Origin of the sequence: Pseudoalteromonas sp. MMG022 (assembly GCF_021654245.1) — a bacterium.
Classification (GTDB): Bacteria; Pseudomonadota; Gammaproteobacteria; order Enterobacterales; family Alteromonadaceae; genus Pseudoalteromonas; species Pseudoalteromonas amylolytica.
This window is the reverse complement of the sequence record NZ_JAKFZQ010000011.1, coordinates 108319-129942: the sequence shown is the minus strand read 5'-3', so window position 1 is coordinate 129942 and position 21624 is coordinate 108319. Positions and strand designations below refer to the sequence as shown.

20 protein-coding genes are annotated in these 21624 nt (G+C 43.2%); 16 read left to right on the top strand and 4 right to left on the bottom strand.

The genetic code is table 11. From position 1 onward, the window contains the following. Nucleotides 1-7: 7 nt before the first annotated feature. From L1070_RS11970 to L1070_RS11955, 4 genes are all read left to right on the top strand, one after another. On the top strand, nucleotides 8-1960 hold the full coding sequence (locus L1070_RS11970; RefSeq protein WP_237125719.1) for an acetyl/propionyl/methylcrotonyl-CoA carboxylase subunit alpha: 1953 nt from the start codon (nucleotides 8-10) through the stop codon (nucleotides 1958-1960). 1 nt (nucleotide 1961) lies between these two features. Continuing rightward, the gene (locus tag L1070_RS11965; RefSeq protein WP_237125718.1) at nucleotides 1962-2861 is read left to right on the top strand and encodes a hydroxymethylglutaryl-CoA lyase; all 900 of its coding nucleotides are present in this window, start codon (nucleotides 1962-1964) and stop codon (nucleotides 2859-2861) included. A 106-nt stretch (nucleotides 2862-2967) separates the two neighbouring features. Further along, on the top strand, nucleotides 2968-3666 hold the full coding sequence (locus L1070_RS11960; protein WP_237125717.1) for a CoA transferase subunit A: 699 nt from the start codon (nucleotides 2968-2970) through the stop codon (nucleotides 3664-3666). Between the two features lie 10 nt (nucleotides 3667-3676). Then, nucleotides 3677-4336 carry a 3-oxoacid CoA-transferase subunit B gene (locus tag L1070_RS11955; RefSeq protein WP_070986999.1) on the top strand — a complete coding sequence of 220 codons (660 nt, stop codon included), beginning with the start codon at nucleotides 3677-3679 and terminating at the stop codon, nucleotides 4334-4336. An 87-nt stretch (nucleotides 4337-4423) separates the two neighbouring features. Here the strand turns inward: L1070_RS11955 and msrA are convergent, their stop codons facing one another. Further along, nucleotides 4424-5626: a peptide-methionine (S)-S-oxide reductase MsrA gene (msrA, locus tag L1070_RS11950; protein WP_237125733.1), complete on the bottom strand. Its 1203-nt coding sequence runs from the start codon at nucleotides 5624-5626 to the stop codon at nucleotides 4424-4426. Nucleotides 5627-5884: 258 nt separating this feature from the next. Here msrA and L1070_RS11945 point away from each other — a divergent pair, with 258 nt between their 5' ends. From L1070_RS11945 to asnB, 7 genes are all read left to right on the top strand, one after another. Next, nucleotides 5885-7399, top strand: a complete 1515-nt coding sequence (locus L1070_RS11945) for a leucyl aminopeptidase family protein (protein WP_237125716.1) — start codon at nucleotides 5885-5887, stop codon at nucleotides 7397-7399. 125 nt (nucleotides 7400-7524) lie between these two features. Next, on the top strand, nucleotides 7525-8181 hold the full coding sequence (gene pxpB, locus L1070_RS11940; RefSeq protein WP_237125715.1) for a 5-oxoprolinase subunit PxpB: 657 nt from the start codon (nucleotides 7525-7527) through the stop codon (nucleotides 8179-8181). Then, nucleotides 8175-9101, top strand: a complete 927-nt coding sequence (locus L1070_RS11935) for a biotin-dependent carboxyltransferase family protein (protein ID WP_237125714.1) — start codon at nucleotides 8175-8177, stop codon at nucleotides 9099-9101. The genes pxpB and L1070_RS11935 overlap by 7 nt, the downstream gene beginning before the upstream one ends. 9 nt (nucleotides 9102-9110) lie before the next feature. Next, a complete protein-coding gene (locus tag L1070_RS11930) occupies nucleotides 9111-9839 on the top strand; it encodes a DUF969 domain-containing protein (RefSeq protein WP_237125713.1) in 729 nt (242 codons plus the stop codon). Further along, nucleotides 9836-10855: a DUF979 domain-containing protein gene (locus tag L1070_RS11925; protein WP_237125712.1), complete on the top strand. Its 1020-nt coding sequence runs from the start codon at nucleotides 9836-9838 to the stop codon at nucleotides 10853-10855. The genes L1070_RS11930 and L1070_RS11925 overlap by 4 nt, the downstream gene beginning before the upstream one ends. Next, nucleotides 10848-11510 (top strand): pyroglutamyl-peptidase I, encoded by a 663-nt coding sequence (pcp, locus tag L1070_RS11920; protein WP_237125711.1) that lies wholly within the window; start codon nucleotides 10848-10850, stop codon nucleotides 11508-11510. Before L1070_RS11925 ends, pcp begins: the two co-directional genes overlap by 8 nt. A 648-nt stretch (nucleotides 11511-12158) precedes the next feature. Next, nucleotides 12159-13832, top strand: coding sequence for an asparagine synthase B (asnB, locus tag L1070_RS11915; RefSeq protein ID WP_237125710.1), 1674 nt, complete (start codon nucleotides 12159-12161; stop codon nucleotides 13830-13832). A gap of 77 nt (nucleotides 13833-13909) precedes the next feature. On the opposite strand, the gene pssA is transcribed toward asnB, so the two are convergent. Beyond that, nucleotides 13910-15235 carry a CDP-diacylglycerol--serine O-phosphatidyltransferase gene (gene pssA, locus L1070_RS11910; protein ID WP_237125709.1) on the bottom strand — a complete coding sequence of 442 codons (1326 nt, stop codon included), beginning with the start codon at nucleotides 15233-15235 and terminating at the stop codon, nucleotides 13910-13912. A gap of 254 nt (nucleotides 15236-15489) precedes the next feature. Here pssA and trxB point away from each other — a divergent pair, with 254 nt between their 5' ends. The 4 genes from trxB to infA all read left to right on the top strand — a co-directional run bounded on the left by trxB (nucleotide 15490) and on the right by infA (nucleotide 18316). Next, on the top strand, nucleotides 15490-16443 hold the full coding sequence (gene trxB / locus L1070_RS11905; RefSeq protein ID WP_070987023.1) for a thioredoxin-disulfide reductase: 954 nt from the start codon (nucleotides 15490-15492) through the stop codon (nucleotides 16441-16443). 85 nt (nucleotides 16444-16528) lie between these two features. Continuing rightward, the gene (aat, locus tag L1070_RS11900) at nucleotides 16529-17245 is read left to right on the top strand and encodes a leucyl/phenylalanyl-tRNA--protein transferase (protein WP_237125708.1); all 717 of its coding nucleotides are present in this window, start codon (nucleotides 16529-16531) and stop codon (nucleotides 17243-17245) included. After that, on the top strand, nucleotides 17238-17954 hold the full coding sequence (locus L1070_RS11895) for an arginyltransferase (RefSeq protein WP_237125707.1): 717 nt from the start codon (nucleotides 17238-17240) through the stop codon (nucleotides 17952-17954). The genes aat and L1070_RS11895 overlap by 8 nt, the downstream gene beginning before the upstream one ends. Nucleotides 17955-18097: 143 nt before the next feature. Continuing rightward, nucleotides 18098-18316 (top strand): translation initiation factor IF-1, encoded by a 219-nt coding sequence (infA, locus tag L1070_RS11890; protein ID WP_058029687.1) that lies wholly within the window; start codon nucleotides 18098-18100, stop codon nucleotides 18314-18316. 169 nt (nucleotides 18317-18485) lie between these two features. Here infA and clpA read toward each other — a convergent pair whose 3' ends face one another. Together clpA and clpS are read right to left on the bottom strand one after the other, a co-directional pair. Next, complete coding sequence (clpA, locus tag L1070_RS11885) at nucleotides 18486-20750, bottom strand: ATP-dependent Clp protease ATP-binding subunit ClpA (protein WP_070987028.1); 2265 nt, start codon at nucleotides 20748-20750, stop codon at nucleotides 18486-18488. Between the two features lie 29 nt (nucleotides 20751-20779). Continuing rightward, nucleotides 20780-21097 (bottom strand): ATP-dependent Clp protease adapter ClpS, encoded by a 318-nt coding sequence (clpS, locus tag L1070_RS11880; protein ID WP_070987030.1) that lies wholly within the window; start codon nucleotides 21095-21097, stop codon nucleotides 20780-20782. 200 nt (nucleotides 21098-21297) lie between these two features. On the opposite strand from clpS, the gene cspD reads away from it, so the two are divergent. Further along, the gene (gene cspD / locus L1070_RS11875) at nucleotides 21298-21516 is read left to right on the top strand and encodes a cold shock domain-containing protein CspD (protein ID WP_237125706.1); all 219 of its coding nucleotides are present in this window, start codon (nucleotides 21298-21300) and stop codon (nucleotides 21514-21516) included. The last annotated feature ends 108 nt before the right edge of the window (nucleotides 21517-21624 follow it).

Sequence of the window (21624 nt, the reverse complement as noted above, 5' to 3'; positions counted from 1 at the left end):
ATCAATCATGTTGAAAAAAATCCTCATTGCAAACCGTGGTGAAATTGCCTGCCGCGTAATGAAAACGGCCAAGCGCCTTGGTTTAAAAACGGTCGCAGTCTATTCAGATGCAGATGCTAATGCTTTGCATGTATCGCTTGCTGACGAGGCGTATCACATTGGACCTGCACCGAGTAAAGATTCTTACTTAGTTGCTGATAAAATACTCGAAGTGGCAAAGCTTGCAGGTGCTGATTGCGTGCATCCAGGTTATGGCTTTTTGTCAGAAAATGATCAATTTGCCAATGCTTGTGAGCAAGCTGGCATCGCTTTTATTGGCCCGCTTGCCAGCTCTATTGAAGCTATGGGGTCTAAAACTCGTGCTAAAGAAATCATGGCACAAGCCAATGTCCCATTGGTCCCAGGTTACTACGGACAAAATCAAGACAGCGACTTTCTCGCCTCTGAAGCCGAAAAAATTGGCTATCCCGTACTGATCAAAGCTGCCTTTGGCGGCGGCGGTAAGGGCATGCGCGTAGTGCGTGAAAGCAAAGAGTTTTTAGCAGCTTTAGATGGCGCAAAACGTGAAGCCCTAGCAGGTTTTGGTAACGATTTGGTGTTGTTAGAGCGTTATGTCGACACCCCACGCCACGTTGAAGTACAAGTTTTTGCCGATAACCATGGCAACTGTGTATATTTAGGTGATCGCGATTGTTCATTACAGCGTCGTCACCAAAAAGTTATCGAAGAAGCCCCTGCTCCGGGACTGTCTGACCAACTTCGCAAAGAAATGGGCGAAGCCGCTGTGCGTTGTGCCCAAGCCATTAACTATCGCGGTGCAGGTACGGTGGAGTTTTTGCTTTGTGGTGATGAGTTCTTCTTTATGGAAATGAACACTCGCTTGCAAGTAGAGCATCCAGTGACAGAAATGGTCACAGGCCTTGATTTAGTCGAATGGCAAATTCGCGTGGCAAATAATCAAACACTGCCGCTGACTCAAGCGCAAATCACCCTAACAGGTCACAGCTTTGAAGCGCGCATCTACGCAGAAGATCCGCGCGAAAACTTTATGCCGTTCTCGGGAGAGTTAACGCATCTATCATTCCCTAAAGAAAGTGAAGGTGTGCGTATCGATACTGGCGTACAAACCGGTGCAGAGATCAGCTCATTTTACGATCCGATGATCGCAAAACTTATCGTTCATGGACCAGACCGCGAAACGGCGTTGTTAAAACTGCACCACGCCCTTGAAGAAGTCCACCTTGCTGGTGTTAAAAGCAATGTTGCATTTTTACACTACTTGGCAGGCCACCCTACATTTATGGCAGGCGCGCCAGATACGCACTTTATTGATAGCCAAACTGAAACGCTTACCCAGCAACCTGAGCCACTGGCACCGATGACCTTGCTTGCGGTAGCAGCATTTATAAAACATGCCATGCCCCGTGCAAATAAAACACCTTGGCAAAGTGAGCTGGGTTTTAGACTAAATCAAAGTGCAAAAGTGAATGTGCCATTTTTTGATGGGCCCGTTGAGGCCACTTTAACCAACGGCTTGATAAGTGTTGAGTACAACGGTAAAGCAATCAACATCAGTGCATCACTTGAGCAAACTCAGCTTAATGCTGTAATTGATGGTAAAAAGTACCAAGCGAATGTGCTTGTTGATGAAGATTTAATAACGGTGATGTATCAAGCTTACGCACATAGCTTTGAACTTAAGTCTAAACATTACATTAGTGAACACGAACATGAGGCCGCACCCCTAGCAGCGCCTCTAAACGGTACTGTGGTAAAACATTTGCAAAGTCTCAATAGCAAAGTCAGTAAGGGCGATGCGGTAGTAGTCATTGAAGCAATGAAGATGGAATACACGCTCAACGCACCATTTGACGGCACGCTAACAAGCTACTGCTTTGCTGAAGGTGCACTGGTAAGCCACGGTGACATGCTAGCGATTGTTGAACCATTGGAGGCATAACATGGCTTATCCAGATATGGTACGAATTGTTGAAGTCGGTGCACGAGATGGTTTACAAAATGAAGCCAGCGTCACGACAGAGCAAAAGGTAAACCTTATCAATGCACTCGCAGCGGCGGGATTGCGCGACATCGAAGCAGGCGCATTCGTGTCTCCCAAGTGGGTGCCACAGATGGCTGACTCGGCAGATGTGATCAAAGGCATAAACGTAGCTAAAGAGGTAAACCTCAGTGCATTGACCCCTAATTTAAAAGGTGCAGAAGCAGCTTTAGAAGCTGGTATCAAAGAATTCGCGATTTTTACCGCTGCCAGTGAAGCTTTCACACAAAAAAACATCAATTGCTCGATTGCTGAGAGTATTGAACGCTTCAAACCAGTTATAGAGTTAGCCAAGGCCAATGGTGTAAAAGTGCGCGGCTATGTGAGCTGTGTTTTGGGCTGTCCTTATCAAGGAGAGGTCGAACCAGAAGTGGTGCTTGATGTGTGTAAACAATTGTTGGCTATGGGCTGTTACGAAATCAGCCTTGGTGACACTATCGGTGTAGGTACACCTAATAAAGTCCAAGCATTACTGAGCTTGTTACTCAAGCACATCAGTGCTGACAAGCTTGCGGTACACTTTCATGACACCTATGGCCAAGCTTTAGCTAATATTAGTAAAGCGCTGGAAATGGGCATTGCTACTGTTGATAGCGCCGTTGCAGGTCTAGGTGGATGCCCTTATGCAAAAGGTGCGTCAGGAAATGTTGCCACCGAAGACGTAGTTTACTTACTACAAGGACTTGGCATTAACCCCCAAATTGATTTAGAAAGACTAGCCAAAGCTGGCTGGGCAATTTGCGAGGCGCTAAATAAGCAACCTGTTAGCAAGGTGTCTTTGGCTTTACAAGCGAAGTGCTGAACACTCAATAGCAATATTCAGTGTTCAAACGAATAAAAATTGTGACCACAAGTGGGTAGCCATCTGTGGTCGCATAAGATAACAAATAACCTTTAGGAGTGGGCTAATGGCCGGTTTCGATAAAGTAGTAACAAGCTATGCCGAAGCAATGGAAGGATTGAAAGATGGCGATACCATCATTGCTGGCGGCTTCGGATTGTGTGGTATTCCAGAAGGCTTGATCAACGAAATTAAGCGTAGAAAAACCAAAGAGCTAACGGTTGTTTCTAACAATTGTGGTGTTGATGACTTTGGTTTAGGTGTGTTGCTACATGACCGTCAAATTAAAAAGATTGTTGCGTCTTATGTTGGTGAAAATGCTTTATTTGAACAACAACTGCTTGATGGCATTATTGATGTAGTACTAACTCCACAGGGCACATTGGCAGAGAAGATGCGTGCCGGTGGTGCGGGCATTCCTGCTTTTTACACTGCAACGGGCTATGGTACGCCAGTCGCTGAGGGTAAAGAAGTTAAAGAATTTAACGGTCGCCCATACATTTTGGAAGAATCCATCACGGGTGAGTTTGCCATTGTTAAAGCATGGAAAGCTGACCGCTATGGCAATCTAGTGTTTCGCCATACTGCAATGAACTTTAACCCAATGGCAGCAACAGCGGGCAAGATTACTGTTGCCGAAGTTGAAGAGATTGTTGAACCAGGTGAATTAGAGCCAAGCCAGATTCACACCCCTGGCATTTACGTAAACCGCGTTATCAAAGGCGACTTTGAAAAGCGCATCGAGCGTGTTACTACGCGTAAATAAGGAGAAGAAAATGGCTTTATCACGTGAACAAGTAGCAATGCGTGTAGCTCAAGAGCTACAAGATGGTTTTTACGTCAATTTAGGTATTGGTATTCCAACCCTTGTAGCTAACTATGTACCTGATGGTATTGAAGTTATGCTGCAATCAGAAAATGGCTTATTGGGTATGGGTCCATACCCAACACAAGACCAAGTTGATGCTGATATGATCAACGCGGGTAAAGAAACCGTGACAGCAGCGACAGGTGCAGCAATATTTAATAGTGCCGATAGCTTTGCCATGATCAGGGGTGGTCATGTAGACTTGACGGTTCTTGGTGCATTTGAAGTAGATCAACAAGGCAATATTGCTTCTTGGATGATCCCGAAAAAGTTAATTAAAGGCATGGGCGGTGCAATGGACTTAGTAGCCGGCGCACAGAACATTATTGTGACTATGACCCATGCCAGCAAGCACGGCGATTCAAAACTGTTAGAGGCATGTACTCTGCCATTGACGGGTGTGAACTGTGTGAAAAAAATCGTAACTGATTTAGCTGTGCTAGAAGTAAAAGACGGCGCATTTCATTTGCTAGAACGCGCGCCGGGTGTTAGTGTTGATGAAATTATAAGCAAAACAGCAGGTAAGCTAATCGTCGAAGGCGATATCCCTGAAATGCAGTTTGCCTAACACCATGTACCGACCTCATTCCCAGTGCCAATGGCGCTGAGTTACCCAAAACCCCTCTCACGAGGGGTTTTTTTTATCTTTAAATCATCATAAAGCACGCGGTACAAATTCTAGCACTGTGGCATTAATACAATAGCGGTCGCGCCCATCGGGTCCCTCGCCTGCAAACACATGGCCCAAATGGATACCACTGGATTTTGAGCGTATCTCCGTGCGCTGCATACCGTAGCTGTTATCTTCATGATACGTTACGCTGTTTTTGACAGGCTGTTTAAACGACAACCACCCCGTTCCAGAGTTGAACCTATCTTTGGTATCAAATAGCTTCGCACCACTGAGTTTATCGATAAACACGCCATCTGTGGTATTTTTAAACAAGTCATATTGCTTACAAAATGGTGCATCCGTTTTACTTTGAAAAGCCACTTTAAACGCTTCTGAGTCGCCCAGTTTAAAAGCCCCAAGCGCCCTATAAAACGTGTTTTTATCCATAAAGCCTTGATGGGCATACACCTCTTTTCCTTGCTCTAAAAAGATAATCGTAGGCGTTGCCCAAGTAGGCGTTTTAACTTGCAATCCAGCTAGTTGATCAGCATATCGATAGTGTAAAGGGATGCTACCTTGGTAATCAAACAACACTGTTTTTTTGAGCTTTTCACAGTATGGGCAGTAACTTTTTGAATCAAGTACCACTATGTGTTTTCCTAGTAACAACGCGCTGTTATCTTCTTTTTGCTCTTCTTTTTGGTTAAACACCACACCCGTTGAATGGTCAGGGCAATAACCATCAGGGTTCTTCACGAGATAATTTTGATGGTATTCTTCCGCGGGGTAAAATTCCGCCAAGGGTTTAATTTGGGTTTGGATCTCACCAAATCCTGCTTGATTAAGTAGTTTTTGATACTGCTTAACCAATGATAAAGCCACGTTTTGCTGCAACTCATCCGTGTACAGAATAATGGATCGATACTGAGTGCCAATGTCATTGCCTTGACGATTTTTTTGCGTTGGGTCGTGGCTTTCAAAGTACTGCATTAATAGCTGTTCAGTTGTGAGTATGTTGGCGTTATAAGTTACCTTAACCACTTCCGCATAATTGTTGCTATCAAATCGTCTACTGCGTTTGGTAATGGCGGCATAACTTGCCTTAAAACCCCTGCCATCTGAATAGCCTGACTCTGCGTCCAACACGCCTTCCATCGCCTCATAGCGCTTTTCAGCCCCCCAAAAACACCCAGACCCTAACACTATGGTTTTTATATGTGTACTCGCGTGTTCTGGTGACTGCATAGCGCCCTGCTGAGCAGCCCATACCACTGTGCCTAAAGATAGCACTAGCACTAAATGACTTAACCACTTTGCCATAATTTGTTCCTATAACGCTCTACTCTATAAAAAGCTAGACCCTACACTTACACAATTTCTTTCATGATAGATGGTGTTATCTTAGTTTTTGTCCCCCCTATTTGGCATTTCAACGACAATTTATGACTTTTTGCAGCCTTTTGCGGTAAAAAGTGACTAATAGTAATTATTAAGAATTTATCGATGAAATTAATGACTCACATAACCGCTGTAGCACTTGCTGTTGCGAGCTCAGGTAGTGCACTTGCCGCACAATTCGAATTCACTTCAAAGCTAACTGACGGTGATACCTTAGTGTTATTTCAAGCAACTGACACTAAAACAGAATTTAAATTTCTAGATAAAGATACCCGTACACAGCTTAACAAAGCAGTTAAAGCCACTGCTTTCTCGGCTGAATATGGTAAAAGCCTTGAGGTACTCGCACCTATTGACAGCGATTATGATCGCATTGTGTTGGTAGGTCTGGGCGAAACCGATGAATTAACCATAGCTAAAATGGCTAAGCTCGGTGGCAATGTACACGCTTCTCTTGCACAAAAGAAAGCGAACAAGGTTGTGATGGCTTTTGAAAAAGTATCAGGGCTTGCCAACAACAGTGAACTAGCTGCTCAGTTTGCACATGGTGCGAATCTGCGCGATCACCGCTTTGAGACTTACAAAGCCTCCAAAACAACCACCAGCATCAGCTATACCTTTGACGTAGCAGACGACAATGCCACCAGCAAACTCTACAAACAACTTGCCAATATAGAGCAAGGAGTATTTCTGGCCAGAGATTTAACCTCAGAAATTGCCAGTGAAATGACGCCTGTAGACTTCGCACAAGCGGCCAAATCACTCGAACAATACGGCGTTAAAGTTACGGTATTAGAACCTAATGAAATTAAAGCGCTCGGCATGGGGGCACTAGAAGGTGTAGGTCGCGGTAGTAAAGATGGTGCTCGCTTAGTCGTTGCCCATTACAAAGGAAGTGATGAGGCTCCTATTGCACTAGTTGGTAAAGGGATCACTTTTGATTCTGGCGGTTATAGCATTAAAACCGGTAAAACTATCGCACTCATGAAAGGTGATATGGCAGGTGCTGCTGCGGTGCTCGGTACGGTAAAAGCCATGGCTTTGAACAAAACCAAAGTTAACGTCGTGGCCGTCATGGGCATGGCAGCCAACATGGTGTCAGAAAATGCCATCGCCCCAGGTGATGTGCTACGTACTGCTGAAGGCTTAAACGTAGAAGTTCTCAACACAGACGCTGAAGGCCGACTGGTACTCAGTGATGCTATGTGGTACGCACGTAAACATTTTAACCCAGAGATCATGATAGACGTAGCAACACTAACGGGTTCTAAAATTCGTGCTGTGGGAGACCGCTACAGTGCCATTTTCTCTGAAGATGAGCATTTAGTAAAAGAGCTAACCATGGCGGGAAAACAAGTTAACGAACAAGTTTGGCGTCTACCGCTTGGCTACAAAGACATGCTTAAGTCTGATATCGCTGATTTAACTAACTTAGGCTCAGGTGGACCAGGTGCAACGACGGCCGCATCATTCTTACAGCATTTTGCAGGTGATACACGTTGGGTACACATTGATATGGCAGGTAATGAATTGTCTAGCGTCGCTGCCGGTGAAGTACCGACAGGTGGCACTGGTTACGGTGTACGCCTACTCAGTGAATGGCTCCTAAGCAATCAATAGGTTAACATTACTCCTAACCTTAGCCATGCCTAGCATGGCTTTTTTATTACTGTTATATAACAGTTGCGCAGCAGCCCCACCTATTCGCTATACTAATGCCATGATAATTAATAAGAACCGTTAACATGTCAGATGCTCAAAGTTACCTACTCGGAGAGAATGCCTTAGTTCTTTCCTTAAATGTAAACACCCCAACACACGCCCAACAGCGTAAACTGTTTGCACTGTGTGCAGCATTACAAGATAGTAACGCTTTTATCGATATTGTCCCGGCTAAATCTTCTGTCACAGCGTATTTAGCTAATCCAAATGACTACCAATATTGGCTCAAACACATCATGTTGCTGTGGCATGAGTGTGACGACTTCGCTTTTGAAGCTAAGACACACGTTATCGAAACAATTTATGGCGGGGAATTTGGTCCCGACTTAGCTGAGGTAGCTAAGCGGGCTAGCTTAACAGAACGCCAAGTTGTTCAGCTACATTGTTCACAAACATATCAAGTAGAGTTTTTGGGGTTTTTACCTGGGTTTGCTTATCTAGGTAAAGTGCCATGCGAGTTGCAGCTCCCTCGCAAAACAACACCAAGAAAGCAAGTGCCAAAAGGATCAGTGGCTATCGCTGAGGAACTTAGTGCCATTTATCCAAATCAGTCACCCGGTGGATGGCATTTACTAGGCAGCTGTCAGCACACTCTATTTAATCCAAGCAATAATCCACCCAGCCTTTTTGCACCAGGTGATAAAATAAAATTTGTGCCGCTTAAGGAGGGCGTATGCTAAAAGTCAATAAAAGTGGTGTAATGGCAAGCATTCAGGATATTGGCCGTTTTGGATATCGCCATTTTGGCGTTTGCCGCAGCGGAGCATTAGACCCTTTTGCGGTATGTTTGGCAAACTCATTGTTAGACAATCCCGTCCATAAGGCAGTGATTGAAATCACCATCGGCCTCGCTGAATTTGAGTTTACCTCAGCCTGTAATTTTGCACTCACCGGTGGTTGTCTCAACGCTAAATTAAACGACCAAGCGATTTACCCGGGTTGGCGTTATTATGCCAGCGCCGGTGACATACTGACTTTTGGTACCAGCGCACATGCCCAGCGCGCATATCTGTCCGTCGAAGGGGGATTTGAACTCACTCCAGTGATGGACTCATGCGCTACTGATCTTCAATCTCATTTTGGTGGTTTTCAAGGCAGAGCATTAAATGCCGGCGACACGCTCAACTACTATCCATCATCCGTTAAACTTAACACGATCGGGGTGAAGCAGCCTCCTTACTCACAGCAGGTACGAGTACTTAAAGGGCCGCATTGTGATAAGCTACCTGACAACACCTTTGAGCGCTTAATTGAGCAATCATGGCGCGTCAGTGAGTTAAGTAATCGCATGGGTAGCCGATTGACCGGCGATGATTTGTTATCTCACAATGTCTCGATTTCGACACAGGCTGTTCATCCAGGCGTCGTACAGCTGCCACCCAGTGGTGAGCCAATCGTATTGCTTAATGATTGCCAAACCACAGGGGGCTATCCGATTATCGCAAGCGTAATCGACGCTGACTTGCGACTGTTCAGTCAATTTGGGGCAAATCAAAAGTGTCAGTTTATTCCCTGTACGTTAGAGGATGCTCGAAAAGCCAGTGACAAGTTGAGTGCACATTTAGCGCAGTTTTCATTGGCTAAAAATAATAATAACTAGAGTAATTTTATGTCTGAGTTAAACCTTTTGCCTTTGTTAGGCATCGTTATTGTTGTGTTTGGATTTGCACTTCGTTTTAATCCTTTACTCGTTGTCTGTGTTGCTGGATTGGCGACAGGCTGGGCTGTGAATATCGACTTTATCTCTTTGCTAGAAACCTTTGGTGAAAAGTTTATGAACTCACGCCAGTTGGCAAGCTTTTTATTGATATTACCGGTTATCGCCTTACTTGAACGTTACGGTTTACAACAAAGAGCAAAATCTTGGGTTGCCAGCATAAAATCTGCCACCACGTCACGTATTTTAAGTGTTTACTTTATTGTTAGGGAGTGCTCTGCTGCCCTTGGACTACTGAGCCTTGCAGGACAGCCTCAGACCGTTAGACCCTTACTCGCGCCTATGGCACTGGGAGCTGCAGCCAATATGCACGGAACACTCCCAAAACATATTCAGGACTTAATCAGCGCTCATGCAGCAGCCTGTGACAACATTGCTGTTTTTTTTGGCGAAGATATTTTCATAGCATTCGGCGCGGTGCTGCTTATGGACGCATTTCTTAAGGAAAATGGTATCGCTGGCATTGAACCGTTGCATATTGGACTTTGGGCCATTCCTACCGCGATAGCCGCTCTGATTGTACACCTGTTTAGACTGGCACGTTTAGAAGCTAAAATTCATCACCTAATGAACGAGTTTAATCAAAGCTCCACCGTTGAGATGAGCGAGGAGCTATCATGAGCGCGCCAATTACTGTTACAGTTGAAACTCAGTCCATCCTCTCTATCAATAACATTTACTTGCTGATTGGTTTTGTGGTGATGTTTTTAGTCGTTAAAACCCTTCAAGATAAAGGCCACCCGAAAAGGTTAACCACCGCCCTATTTTGGTTTTTGTTTGGTAGCGTATTTCTATTTGGTGACTTATCAATTGAACTGCTTGGTGAGTCGCTAACCTACCAATGGGTGGGCATTAGCGTACTGTGCATCGCGTTACTGGCGGGCTTGGGTAAAGTTTCTATGGGCAGTTACGATGTCCCATCAGAACAAGAACTAAATTCCAGAGCGCAGCGTATCGGTAATCATTTATTTATTCCAGCTGTTATGATCCCTGTTGTAACCGTTGTCTGTACACTGCTACTAAGCGATATAAACATTGCCAATATCTACCTCTTCGATCAAAAACATGTCACCTTAGCGGCATTGACTTTAGCGTGTGGCGTGGCGTTATTAGCGGGTTGGAAGCTCACTTCAGGTTCGCCATTACTCGCGCTGGGTGAGTCACGCAGGCTCGTTGACTCTATTGGCTGGGCGGCAATTTTGCCACAAATGTTAGCCATGCTTGGCGGCGTATTTATTGTCGCCCAAACTGGTACCGCCATTCAGGATTTAGTTACTCTATTCATTTCACCCGACAATCGCTTTATGTTGGTTGTTTTGTATTGCACGGGCATGGCTCTATTTACGATGATAATGGGCAATGCTTTTGCTGCTTTTCCGGTAATGACCGCAGGAATAGCGGTACCATTTTTGATTCAAGGCCATGGTGCTTCACCAGCTCCCCTTGTCGCTATCGGAATGTATTCAGGGTACTGCGGTACATTGATGACACCAATGGCTGCAAACTTCAATATCGTTCCCGCTGCACTGCTAGACTTAAAAGACAAATATCAGGTTATCAAGGTACAGATCCCCACAGCGTTAACCTTGTTAGCCATTAATATCTTGCTTATGTATGGAGTCATCTTCAATGACTAGGACACAAAAACCCAGTATTTTACTCACGGGATTCGCCCCATTTGGCGGCGAGCACATCAACCCCTCTTGGCAGGCTGTCTCACAGCTTGAAGGAGAACATATTGGCGGTTTTATTGTTCATACCAAAGAGCTGCCATGTGAATTTGGTGCTTCTTTAAAAGAGCTGCATTTAGCAATCGATAAATACGCTCCGCAGTTAGTGCTGTGTATCGGTCAGGCTGGTGGCAGAGCTGAAATTTCGCTAGAGCGCGTGGCTATCAATGTCAATGACGCACGCATACCAGACAATGCAGACAAGCAACCCATAGACACCCCAGTTATTGCAGGTGGCCCTGCGGCATATTTCACTAACTTGCCTATCAAGCGCTTGCTACTAGCTTTACAACAAGCTGAAATCCCAGCAGCCATCTCGAATACAGCAGGGACTTATGTCTGTAATCATGTTATGTATGGCTTAATGCATTTGATAAATCAACATGATACCCATGTAAAAGGTGGCTTTATTCATATTCCATACCTCCCCTTACAGGCAGTTAATCATCAAGGCTCAGCCAGTATGAGTTTGGAGACTGTGGTGAGTGCATTAAGGGTGATTATTACCTGCGCAATACAAGACAAACAAGATATTAAAGTGGCTGCTGGAACAACGCACTAAACCAAAGGCGCTGCTCAACGTCAATACAACCTTATGTTTGACCAACGCATGCGTATTAACGGTATCATCGCCTCAATTTCTTTCTTAACTAGGTGGAACGGGGAAAGTTTGTTTACGCCTCTTGGTCGGCTTCTACTCTCAATGATGCGGCTAAAGGAGAAACATTTCCCACTTTTATAAGCTATACCGCCATAGTAAACTAGCAACGTCGAACAACTTATACAGGCCGATTTATCGCTCAATAGAATCTAAAATATATTGCACCACCTAAGTGCAAACTACATCTACTGAGCCGAGCTAATGCATTTAATTTGCTTGTATTTCGCTCAAAATTTCCACGTTAGCGATCTATTATTTCCCTCTTGCACCACATAAGTGCAAAAACACCATAAACTGCACCAATCTTGCACAAAATTATTCCAAGAAAAACCATTTTTATATGTGACTTAGCGTGTCAATTCTGATACATCTATGGCTATCGCCGAGTTATGCAAAACACCCAAAGTTTGTCGCTTTAACGTGGTTAAAACAAAAGTTATGTCATTACTTGGCCCATCTATAAAGTTATATCGTGCTTCTTATTCCCCATTGTGTATTAGAAGTGAGCGATAAACATAACAACAAATCAACACAGGAATGAGGTAATTTATGTGTTCAATTTTTGGCGTATTGGAGCTTAAATCCGATCCCACAGAGCTTCGCGCTCAAGCGATAGAAATGTCAAAACTGCTGCGCCACCGCGGCCCAGACTGGTCTGGAGTGTATTCATCTGATAAAGCCATCTTAGTCCATGAACGACTTGCAATTGTTGGTGTTTCAAGCGGTGCTCAGCCTTTATATAACCCAGAAAAAACACATATTTTAGCGGTAAACGGCGAGATCTATAACCACAAAGAGCTAGCCAAGAACTTAGAGCTTGAATTTGAATTTCAAACAGAATCTGACTGTGAAGTTATTTTGGCGCTTTACAAACAAAAAGGGCCTGAGTTTTTAGATGACCTCAATGGCATTTTTGCCTTTTGTTTATACGACGAAGAAAAAGATGCCTATCTAATTGGCCGAGATCACATTGGTATTATTCCTTTGTATACTGGTCGAGACCAACATGGGAACTTCTATGTCGCGAGTGAAATGAAGGCTTTAACTCCGATTTGTACACAAATCGAGGAGTTTCCTCCAGGTCACTACCTATATTCAACAGACGGTGAACTACGCCCTTACTACAAACGTGACTGGCAACAGTTTGATGCCGTTAAAGACAATGACGCCAGCGCGACTGATGTCAAAAATGCACTTGAAGCGGCTGTTAAACGCCAACTTATGTGTGATGTGCCATATGGTGTACTACTGTCAGGTGGTTTAGATTCTTCCGTGATATCTGCTATTACACAAAAGTTTGCAGCAAAACGCATCGAAGACAACGATGCCTCAGATGCTTGGTGGCCAAAACTGCACTCTTTCTCTATTGGCTTGGAAGGCTCACCTGATTTAGCTGCGGCCCAAAAAGTTGCCGATGCAATTGGTACGGTTCACCACCCTATTCACTTTACAGTACAGCAAGGCATTGATGCACTTAAAGAAGTTGTTTACCACCTCGAAACCTATGATGTAACAACCATTCGCGCATCAACGCCAATGTATCTAATGTCGCGTCAAATTAAAGCGATGGGCATTAAAATGGTGCTCTCTGGTGAAGGTGCCGATGAGTTATTTGGCGGCTACTTATACTTCCATAAAGCGCCAAACGCACAAGAATTTCACGAAGAGCTCAACAGAAAAGTTTCCAAGCTACACATGTTTGATTGCCTACGCGCAAACAAGTCAATGGCGGCTTGGGGTGTAGAAGCGCGAGTGCCATTTTTAGACAAGGAGTTTGTGGACGTTGCAATGCGAACCAACCCCGATTACAAAATGTGTAAAAATGGGCGAATCGAGAAACATATTTTACGCGAAGCGTTCGATGGCTATTTACCTGATGAAGTACTTTGGCGACAAAAAGAGCAATTCTCTGATGGCGTTGGTTACAGCTGGATCGATTCACTCAAAGCGCATGTTGAAGAACAGGTTTCCGATCAAGATCTGGAAAATGCTAAATATCGCTTCCCTGTAAACACACCTGACAGTAAAGAAGCCTATTTTTACCGCCTGATCTTTACAGAGCACTTTCCAAGTGATGCGGCTGCCCACTGTGTACCTCATGGCAAATCTGTGGCGTGTTCGACGCCCGAAGCGCTGGCTTGGGATGAGTCGTTCCAAAACAATGCAGACCCTTCTGGTCGCGCGGCTAGCGTACATAACGAGGCTTATAAAGCAAAAGCTTAGACCATTAAATGATGATAAAAAACCCAGCACCTGTGCTGGGTTTTTTATGTCGAAATGGTAGGTTAACTATCTATAACCTAAATAAAACGCTTGATAATAAAATCAACCTTTACCCGCTTGGCTTGGCCTAATAGTTTTCTAACTGGTAATGGGTAGTCATCCAATGTTTCTACATCTTCTGGCCCGCTTAACAGCCGACAGTTTGCCAAAATAGCCTGCTTTTCTTTTTCTATATCTGCTTGGATCTGATGGTCTGGATCTTCGATCAGAATGCCATTTTCAATGTCCAAACCCCAAGCTCTTGGATTAAGGTTATGCCCGCTCAGCAAATGCGTGTGGTTATCTTTGCATATACCTTTTAGGTGAAATGAATTGTTCCCTTCTTTCCACAAATATACTTTTAGTTGACCGGACTTAATAAAACGATGTTGAGACTTTAAGAACTTTCTCAATATGGTTTCATACAGATATGGCAGCGCACCAATACGGCTAAATGGCTGACTTGGACATATATAGAAGTCATTAGCTGTTTTGTCACCTACAACAATGCTGACCTGTTGCCCTTGTTTCAGTAAACGGCGCAATGAGCGTAGTAACGGTGCAGGAAAGTTAAAGTACGGTGTGTATAACACCAACTCGTGCTCTGTAGTATCAAATAAGCTCTTGATTAATCTGTTTAGTTTATTTGTACGCCGACCAAAGCCTAGAAAAGCGCGAACATTAAGCCCTGCATTGCAGTCTGCACCTTCAAACGTATATTTTGCCTTTTTAAGGTCACGCATAAGCTGCTTTTGTGCCAGCTTTATATCCGCTAACTTCGGTAGTGGTCTAGTATCTAAACGTGCCACCGCTTCAGAACTCAGAAGGTGCGTTTCAATAAAGTGGCAAAAGCTATTCGCAAGTAAAGGCTGTTTAATGACAAAGTATCTATCTAATCTATACTTATCATCATAATGTAAATACACATTATTTAAGCTTGCTCCGCTGTACAATACCGTATTGTCAATGACGAAACCTTTGAGGTGTAACACACCAAATAGCTCTTTTGCTTTTACCGGCACACCATACACTTTTACATTACTATGTGTCTGAGCCAGTTTGTCGCAATATAGTTTCGCATTTCCTTCAGATCTTTCCTCGCCAATTAAGCCACGTTGTGCTCGATGGAAGTCGACCAACACGTTAATTTCAAGCGCTGGATTTTCAAGCGACTGCTTATGCAAAGCTTCTAAAATCTCACGGCCTGCTTCATCGTCTTGTAAGTACAATGCGGTGATGTAGATCCTTTCCTCTGCACCACGTATCAAGTCGAGTAATTCATCATGATACTGCTTTGCATCCGTTAAAATTTGGATTTTATCAGCTGTCAATGCAAATCCAGGTGTATCCTGCCAAAATGCCATAAATACCTATTCGTTAGGGGCTATTCTCTAGAGAATAACGAAACAAAATTACTAAGAACATACCAAAAAAAAACAATTTGATCATCGAATAGCGTTAGTTTTGCCTCTGATGGCTTAAATATCCATCAAGTACAGTATTTTTGACAACTGTACGATTTAGAGAAAAATGAAATTACGGTTTTATTTTACATCTAGGTTGAATTACATAGAATCGACCTCATTAATTCTCGGTATGTTAATTTTAGGAATGACCCATGAGTGATGTTAAACACTGCAAACTGCTTATTTTAGGCTCAGGCCCCGCTGGCTACACTGCTGCAGTCTATGCTGCACGTGCAAACTTAAATCCAGTATTGATCACTGGTATGCAACAAGGTGGACAATTAACCACTACAACTGAAGTTGAGAACTGGCCTGGTGATGCCCACGGTTTAACAGGTCCTGCGCTTATGGATCGCATGAAAGAACATGCAGAAAGATTCGAAACGGAAATTATTTTTGACCATATTAATAAAGTAGATGTGACTAAGCGCCCTTTCACATTAACAGGTGATCAAGGTACTTATACGTGCGACGCACTTATTATCGCCACTGGTGCATCGGCTAAATACCTTGGTATGGAATCTGAAACAGCGTTCCAAGGGCGTGGTGTGTCAGCTTGTGCTACATGTGATGGTTTCTTCTACCGAGGCCAAAAAGTAGCTGTTGTTGGTGGTGGTAATACCGCCGTTGAGGAAGCCTTATATTTGTCTAATATCGCTGAAGAAGTTCACGTGATTCACCGTCGTGATACATTTAGAAGTGAGAAGATCCTTTCAGATCGTCTACTTGAAAAAGCGAAAAATGGTAACGTCGTTCTACATTTGAATCGCACTTTAGATGAAGTGTTAGGTGATGATATGGGCGTAACAGGAATTCGAATTAAAGATACGGATTCTGAAAACACTGAACAGCTAGATTTGGCTGGTGTGTTCATCGCTATCGGCCACAAGCCAAATACAGATATGTTCGCAGGGCAACTTGAAATGAAAGATGGCTACCTTGTTGTACAATCAGGGCTGCACGGCAATGCTACACAGACCAGCGTTGAAGGTGTATTCGCAGCAGGTGATGTGTCAGATCACATCTATCGTCAAGCAATCACTTCTGCTGGCACAGGCTGTATGGCGGCTTTAGATGCAGAGCGTTACTTAGATAACTTAAAATAAATCTTGAAATGGGAGCAAATGCTCCCATTTTATTTATCACAGTTTTGCGCTATTTTAGCTATATCAGAAGCCATAACGTCTTTATATGACACAGCAATTATTCCACCTCAATCTGCACGATACTTTTTTTCCACCATGTAAATATGCTTTAAAAGACCCTGATGGCCTGCTAGCTATTGGTGGGTGTTTAAGTGTTGCACGTTTAAAAGTTGCCTACGCCAATGGTATATTTCCTTGGTTCAATGAGAACGAGCCCATCATGTGGTGGTCACCTAGCAATCGAGGGATTCTTGAACTTGACGAATTTCATGTCAGTCGGTCCTTAAAAAAGGCACTGCGACAACTGAACCCAACCGTCACAGTCAATACTGCGTTTAATGACGTTATCAATGCTTGTAGGATGCAACGTATTAATAAAGAGGGAACATGGATAAACAGTGATATGTTACTAGCCTACCAGAATGCACACGAAAAGGGTTTAGCACATAGTCTAGAGCTGTGGCAAAACGATCGCCTTATCGGAGGTCTATATGGCGTAATGCAATCTGGTGTGTTTTGTGGCGAATCAATGTTTTTTTATCAGCCTAATGCATCGAAGTTGGCCATGTGGGCATTGACTAATTGGTTGAGAAGGCATAATGCCCATTTCATTGACTGTCAGCTAGAAAACCCTTATCTAACAAGTCTAGGTGCAAAAGTTATATCTCGAGATGAATTCTTGACTAGACTTAATGTAGCGGCACAATTTAACGTGCCAAAAACAATGTGGCTTGCTCAAACATTGGATGACATTTATGACTGAACACTTTCCTTCTAAAATTGGTCTGAGTCAGCAGTTTAGTTGCAGTTATCTGCCGCAGCAAAACGAGCAGTTATTAGTGATTCTGGATCCGAACTGTTACACGCCAGAGCGCTTTGAAGCACTTTTGGAATTAGGGTTTCGGCGCAGTGGTGATCAAATTTACCGCCCTCACTGTCCAAAATGTAGTGCGTGTCAGTCTATTCGTATTCCGGCAAAACTCTTCACCCCCTCAAAGTCTCAAAAGCGTAAGTTAAAAAAAATAACGCAAGAGTTCTCTTTTACAGTCAGTCATAAAGAGAGGGAGGAATATTATCCTCTGTATGAACAGTACATTTCACTTCGACATTACGATGGCAGTATGTATCCGCCGAACAAACTGCAATATGAAAGCTTTCTGTTTTGTCAGTGGCTACCTATCTCTTTTATTGAGCTTTGGCATAATGACAAACTCATTGCCGTTGCCGTGACTGATACTATGCCAAATGCTTTGTCAGCTATCTATACATTTTTTGACCCTGAGTATGACAGTTACAGCCTTGGAAATGTTATGATAATGGCACAGATTGAACACGCGAAAAAATTAGACAAAGAATTTGTTTATTTAGGCTATCAAATCGATAGCTGCAAAAAAATGCGTTATAAGTCACAATTTTTACCTGCTCAAAGATTTGTAAACGATGTTTGGATTGAGCAAGATCCGCCTCAATAACGTGGACAATATGTACTGTGTAAGTAAAAATGAACTTAAATTGGCTATTTAAATAACAAATTTTTGACCCTTACCTTTACTTATTGCCAGCTTTTGGGCAAAATCTCCAGCGTTTAATTATTCAAAGAGGTGTTACGCTACACATGGCGAAAGAAGACGTAATTGAAATGCAAGGCACAGTCCTTGATACTTTACCAAATACAATGTTCCGCGTTGAGCTAGAAAATGGTCACGTGGTGGTTGCTCATATTTCAGGTAAAATGCGCAAAAACTATATCCGTATTCTTACTGGTGACAAAGTGACGGTCGAAATGACACCGTACGACTTGACCAAGGGACGCATTGTCTTCCGCGCTCGTTAATCGAACCGTGTAGAAACCTGCCGTTAATTAGTACAATCTTAGGTTGTAGACTTCACTTGCATTTAGCTATTTTATTTAAATGATAAGTCGTTGTTACTATCGGTGAGTATTCGATATATAACAAAAAGCCTAGCAAATGCTAGGCTTTTTGACGTGTAAAGCTCTGATGCTATGCCGATACAAGATTAGACTCATATCTAAAGTCCAGCTCTCCAGCCTTAACGCCAATTTTAACACTACCACCCTCGCTTAGCTTACCAAACAGGATCTCGTTCGCCAGTGGCTTTTTAAGCTTGTCTTGGATAACTCTTGCCATCGGTCTTGCCCCCATAGCTTTATCATAACCAAGGTCACCAAGCCATTCACGCGCTGCGGAAGTAAGTTCCAAGTTAACTGACTTTTTATCCAGTTGTGCTTGTAGTTCCACTACAAACTTATCAACAACTTGCAAAATAACTTCTTTTTCAAGGTGATTAAACCAAATGATGTTATCTAGTCGGTTTCTAAACTCAGGCGTAAACACCTTATTGATCTCAACCATTGCATCGTGTGAGTGATCTTGCTCTTGGAAACCAATAGATTTACGCACGGTTTCCTGCACACCCGCATTAGTGGTCATAACTACAACTACATTGCGAAAATCCGCTTTGCGACCGTTATTGTCAGTTAATGTACCGTGATCCATAACTTGCAGTAAGATATTGTAAATATCTGGGTGTGCTTTCTCAATTTCATCTAAAAGCACCACTGCATGGGGGTGTTTTATTACCGCATCAGTCAGCAGTCCACCTTGTTCAAATCCTACGTAACCAGGAGGCGCACCAATTAATCTGCTAATTGCATGACGCTCTGAGTATTCAGACATATCAAAGCGAATAAACTCCACACCCATACACTTAGCTAACTGCTTAGTTACCTCTGTTTTACCTACCCCGGTAGGTCCTGCAAACAGAAATGAGCCGATCGGTTTATCTTCATTAGCAAGCCCTGATCGAGACAGACGTATTGCTGACGTTAAAGCATCGATAGATTGGTCTTGACCAAACACCAACATTTTCAAATTACGATCTAAGTTTTTCAAGGTCTCTTTATCACTATTAGAGACGCTTTGTTGAGGAATTCTCGCAATTTTTGATACGATCATCTCAATATCTGAAACACCGATTGTTTTTTTACGTCTTGATGCTGGTTGCAAGCGCTGATTAGCACCCGCTTCATCAATCACATCAATTGCTTTATCTGGCAAATGACGCTCATTAATATACTTGGCACTTAGCTCAGCTGCAGCTCGCAATGCCTTTTGCGTATAACGAATACCATGATGCTCTTCATAACGCTCTTTTAGTCCATATAAGATTTTGGTGGTATCAGCCACACTCGGTTCCACCACGTCAATTTTTTGGAATCGACGAACTAGCGCTCGGTCCTTTTCAAAAATATTCTTAAACTCAGTATATGTGGTTGAGCCCATACAACGGAGTTGACCGCTAGATAGCAATGGCTTTATCAAGTTTGATGCATCCATCACGCCACCCGACGCAGCACCTGCACCTATGATGGTGTGTATTTCGTCAATGAATAATATTGCTTGTGGTTTTGACTGCAGCTCCTTAAGCAATGCTTTGAAACGTTTCTCAAAATCACCTCGGTATTTAGTCCCCGCAAGCAAAGCCCCCATGTCTAGCGAATAAACCACTGCATCTTCGATAACTTCAGGTACTTGCTTGTTGATAATGCGATATGCAAGTCCCTCAGCAATAGCTGTTTTACCCACCCCTGCTTCACCAACAAGTAAAGGGTTGTTTTTCTTACGACGACATAAAACTTGAACCGTACGCTCAACTTCATCATCACGTCCTACGAGCGGATCCACCTGTCCTGCTTGCGCTAACGTATTGAGGTTGGTTGTAAAGTTCTCCAACTTAGTTTTTTCTTCGTTTTGTACGTCACTCGAATCGTCATGAATGTCTTCATGATCATCGTGATCAGATTCCTCATCAACTTTTGAAATACCATGAGAAATAAAATTAACAATATCGAGGCGGCTAATATCGCTCTTTTTCAACAAATAAACCGCTTGGCTTTCTTGCTCTGAGAAAATCGCTACCAACACGTTAACACCGGTAACTTCACTACGCCCTGATGATTGTACGTGAAACACTGCACGCTGTAATACGCGCTGAAAGCCCAACGTTGGCTGCGTTTCTCTGTCTTCTTCTAAATCGGGAATAACAGGCGTTGTTTCGTCAATAAATTCTGACAATTCCCGTTTTAGATTTTCTATATCCACCCCACAGGCGCCTAACGCCTCTCCTGCCGATGGGTTATCAATTAGCGCCAATAACAAATGTTCAACTGTCATGAATTCATGGCGACGCGTGCGCGCCTCGCGAAAAGCGGCGTTTAAGGTAACTTCTAGATCTTTATTTAGCATTGGCAACCCCCAAACGAGAATTAAAAAGGTTATTCTTGCTCACAACTACACAGCAAAGGATGCTCATGGTCGCGAGCGTAACGATTGACCTGCTCAGCCTTGGTGTGGGCAATATCTGCAGGATATATACCACATACAGCTTTTCCCTCATGATGCACTTTCAGCATCACCTCAGTTGCTCTTTCGCTATCCATATTAAAAAATGTCATTAAAACTTCAATTACAAATTCCATTGGCGTGTAATCGTCGTTGTTCAAAATGACCTTGTACTTACGCGGTGGGCTTAGCTTTTGCTTTGCACTTTCGCGTACCGTGTCTATCACACCTGATTCTTTCGTCCCACTCATAATTAAATATAGTCTTGTCTTGGTAACTCAAGCAAACTTGAATTAAAAAATAAATAAAATGTTAAAAAATTCGTTAAAAAACTTGACTGACTGCTTATATAAACTACAGTCCTAATTAGATTGCTTAATCTATGGGCAGTCTAGCAAATTATAAAGTTTAGATTAACTAAATTAGTCAACTTATAGAAGGATGTAGAAGTATGGCTTGCGGAAAAGTCAAATGGTTCAACAATGCCAAAGGGTTTGGTTTCATCGTAGAAGACGGCAGTGAGGAAGATATCTTCGCCCATTACTCAACGATTGTAATGGATGGATACAAAACGCTTAAAGCTGGTCAGGATGTAACATTCGAGCTACAAGAGGGGCCTAAAGGCCTGCACGCTACCAACATCGCTCCGCGTGATGAAGAGTTAGTTTAGTTGTAGTTTTGGCTATCGGAAGCGGGCTGCAATTGTTGCTCGCTTCATATTCCTTATAATTTTTGTCCCTTCCCCTTTAAAATTTCTAATTAGCCCTCATCTATTTTG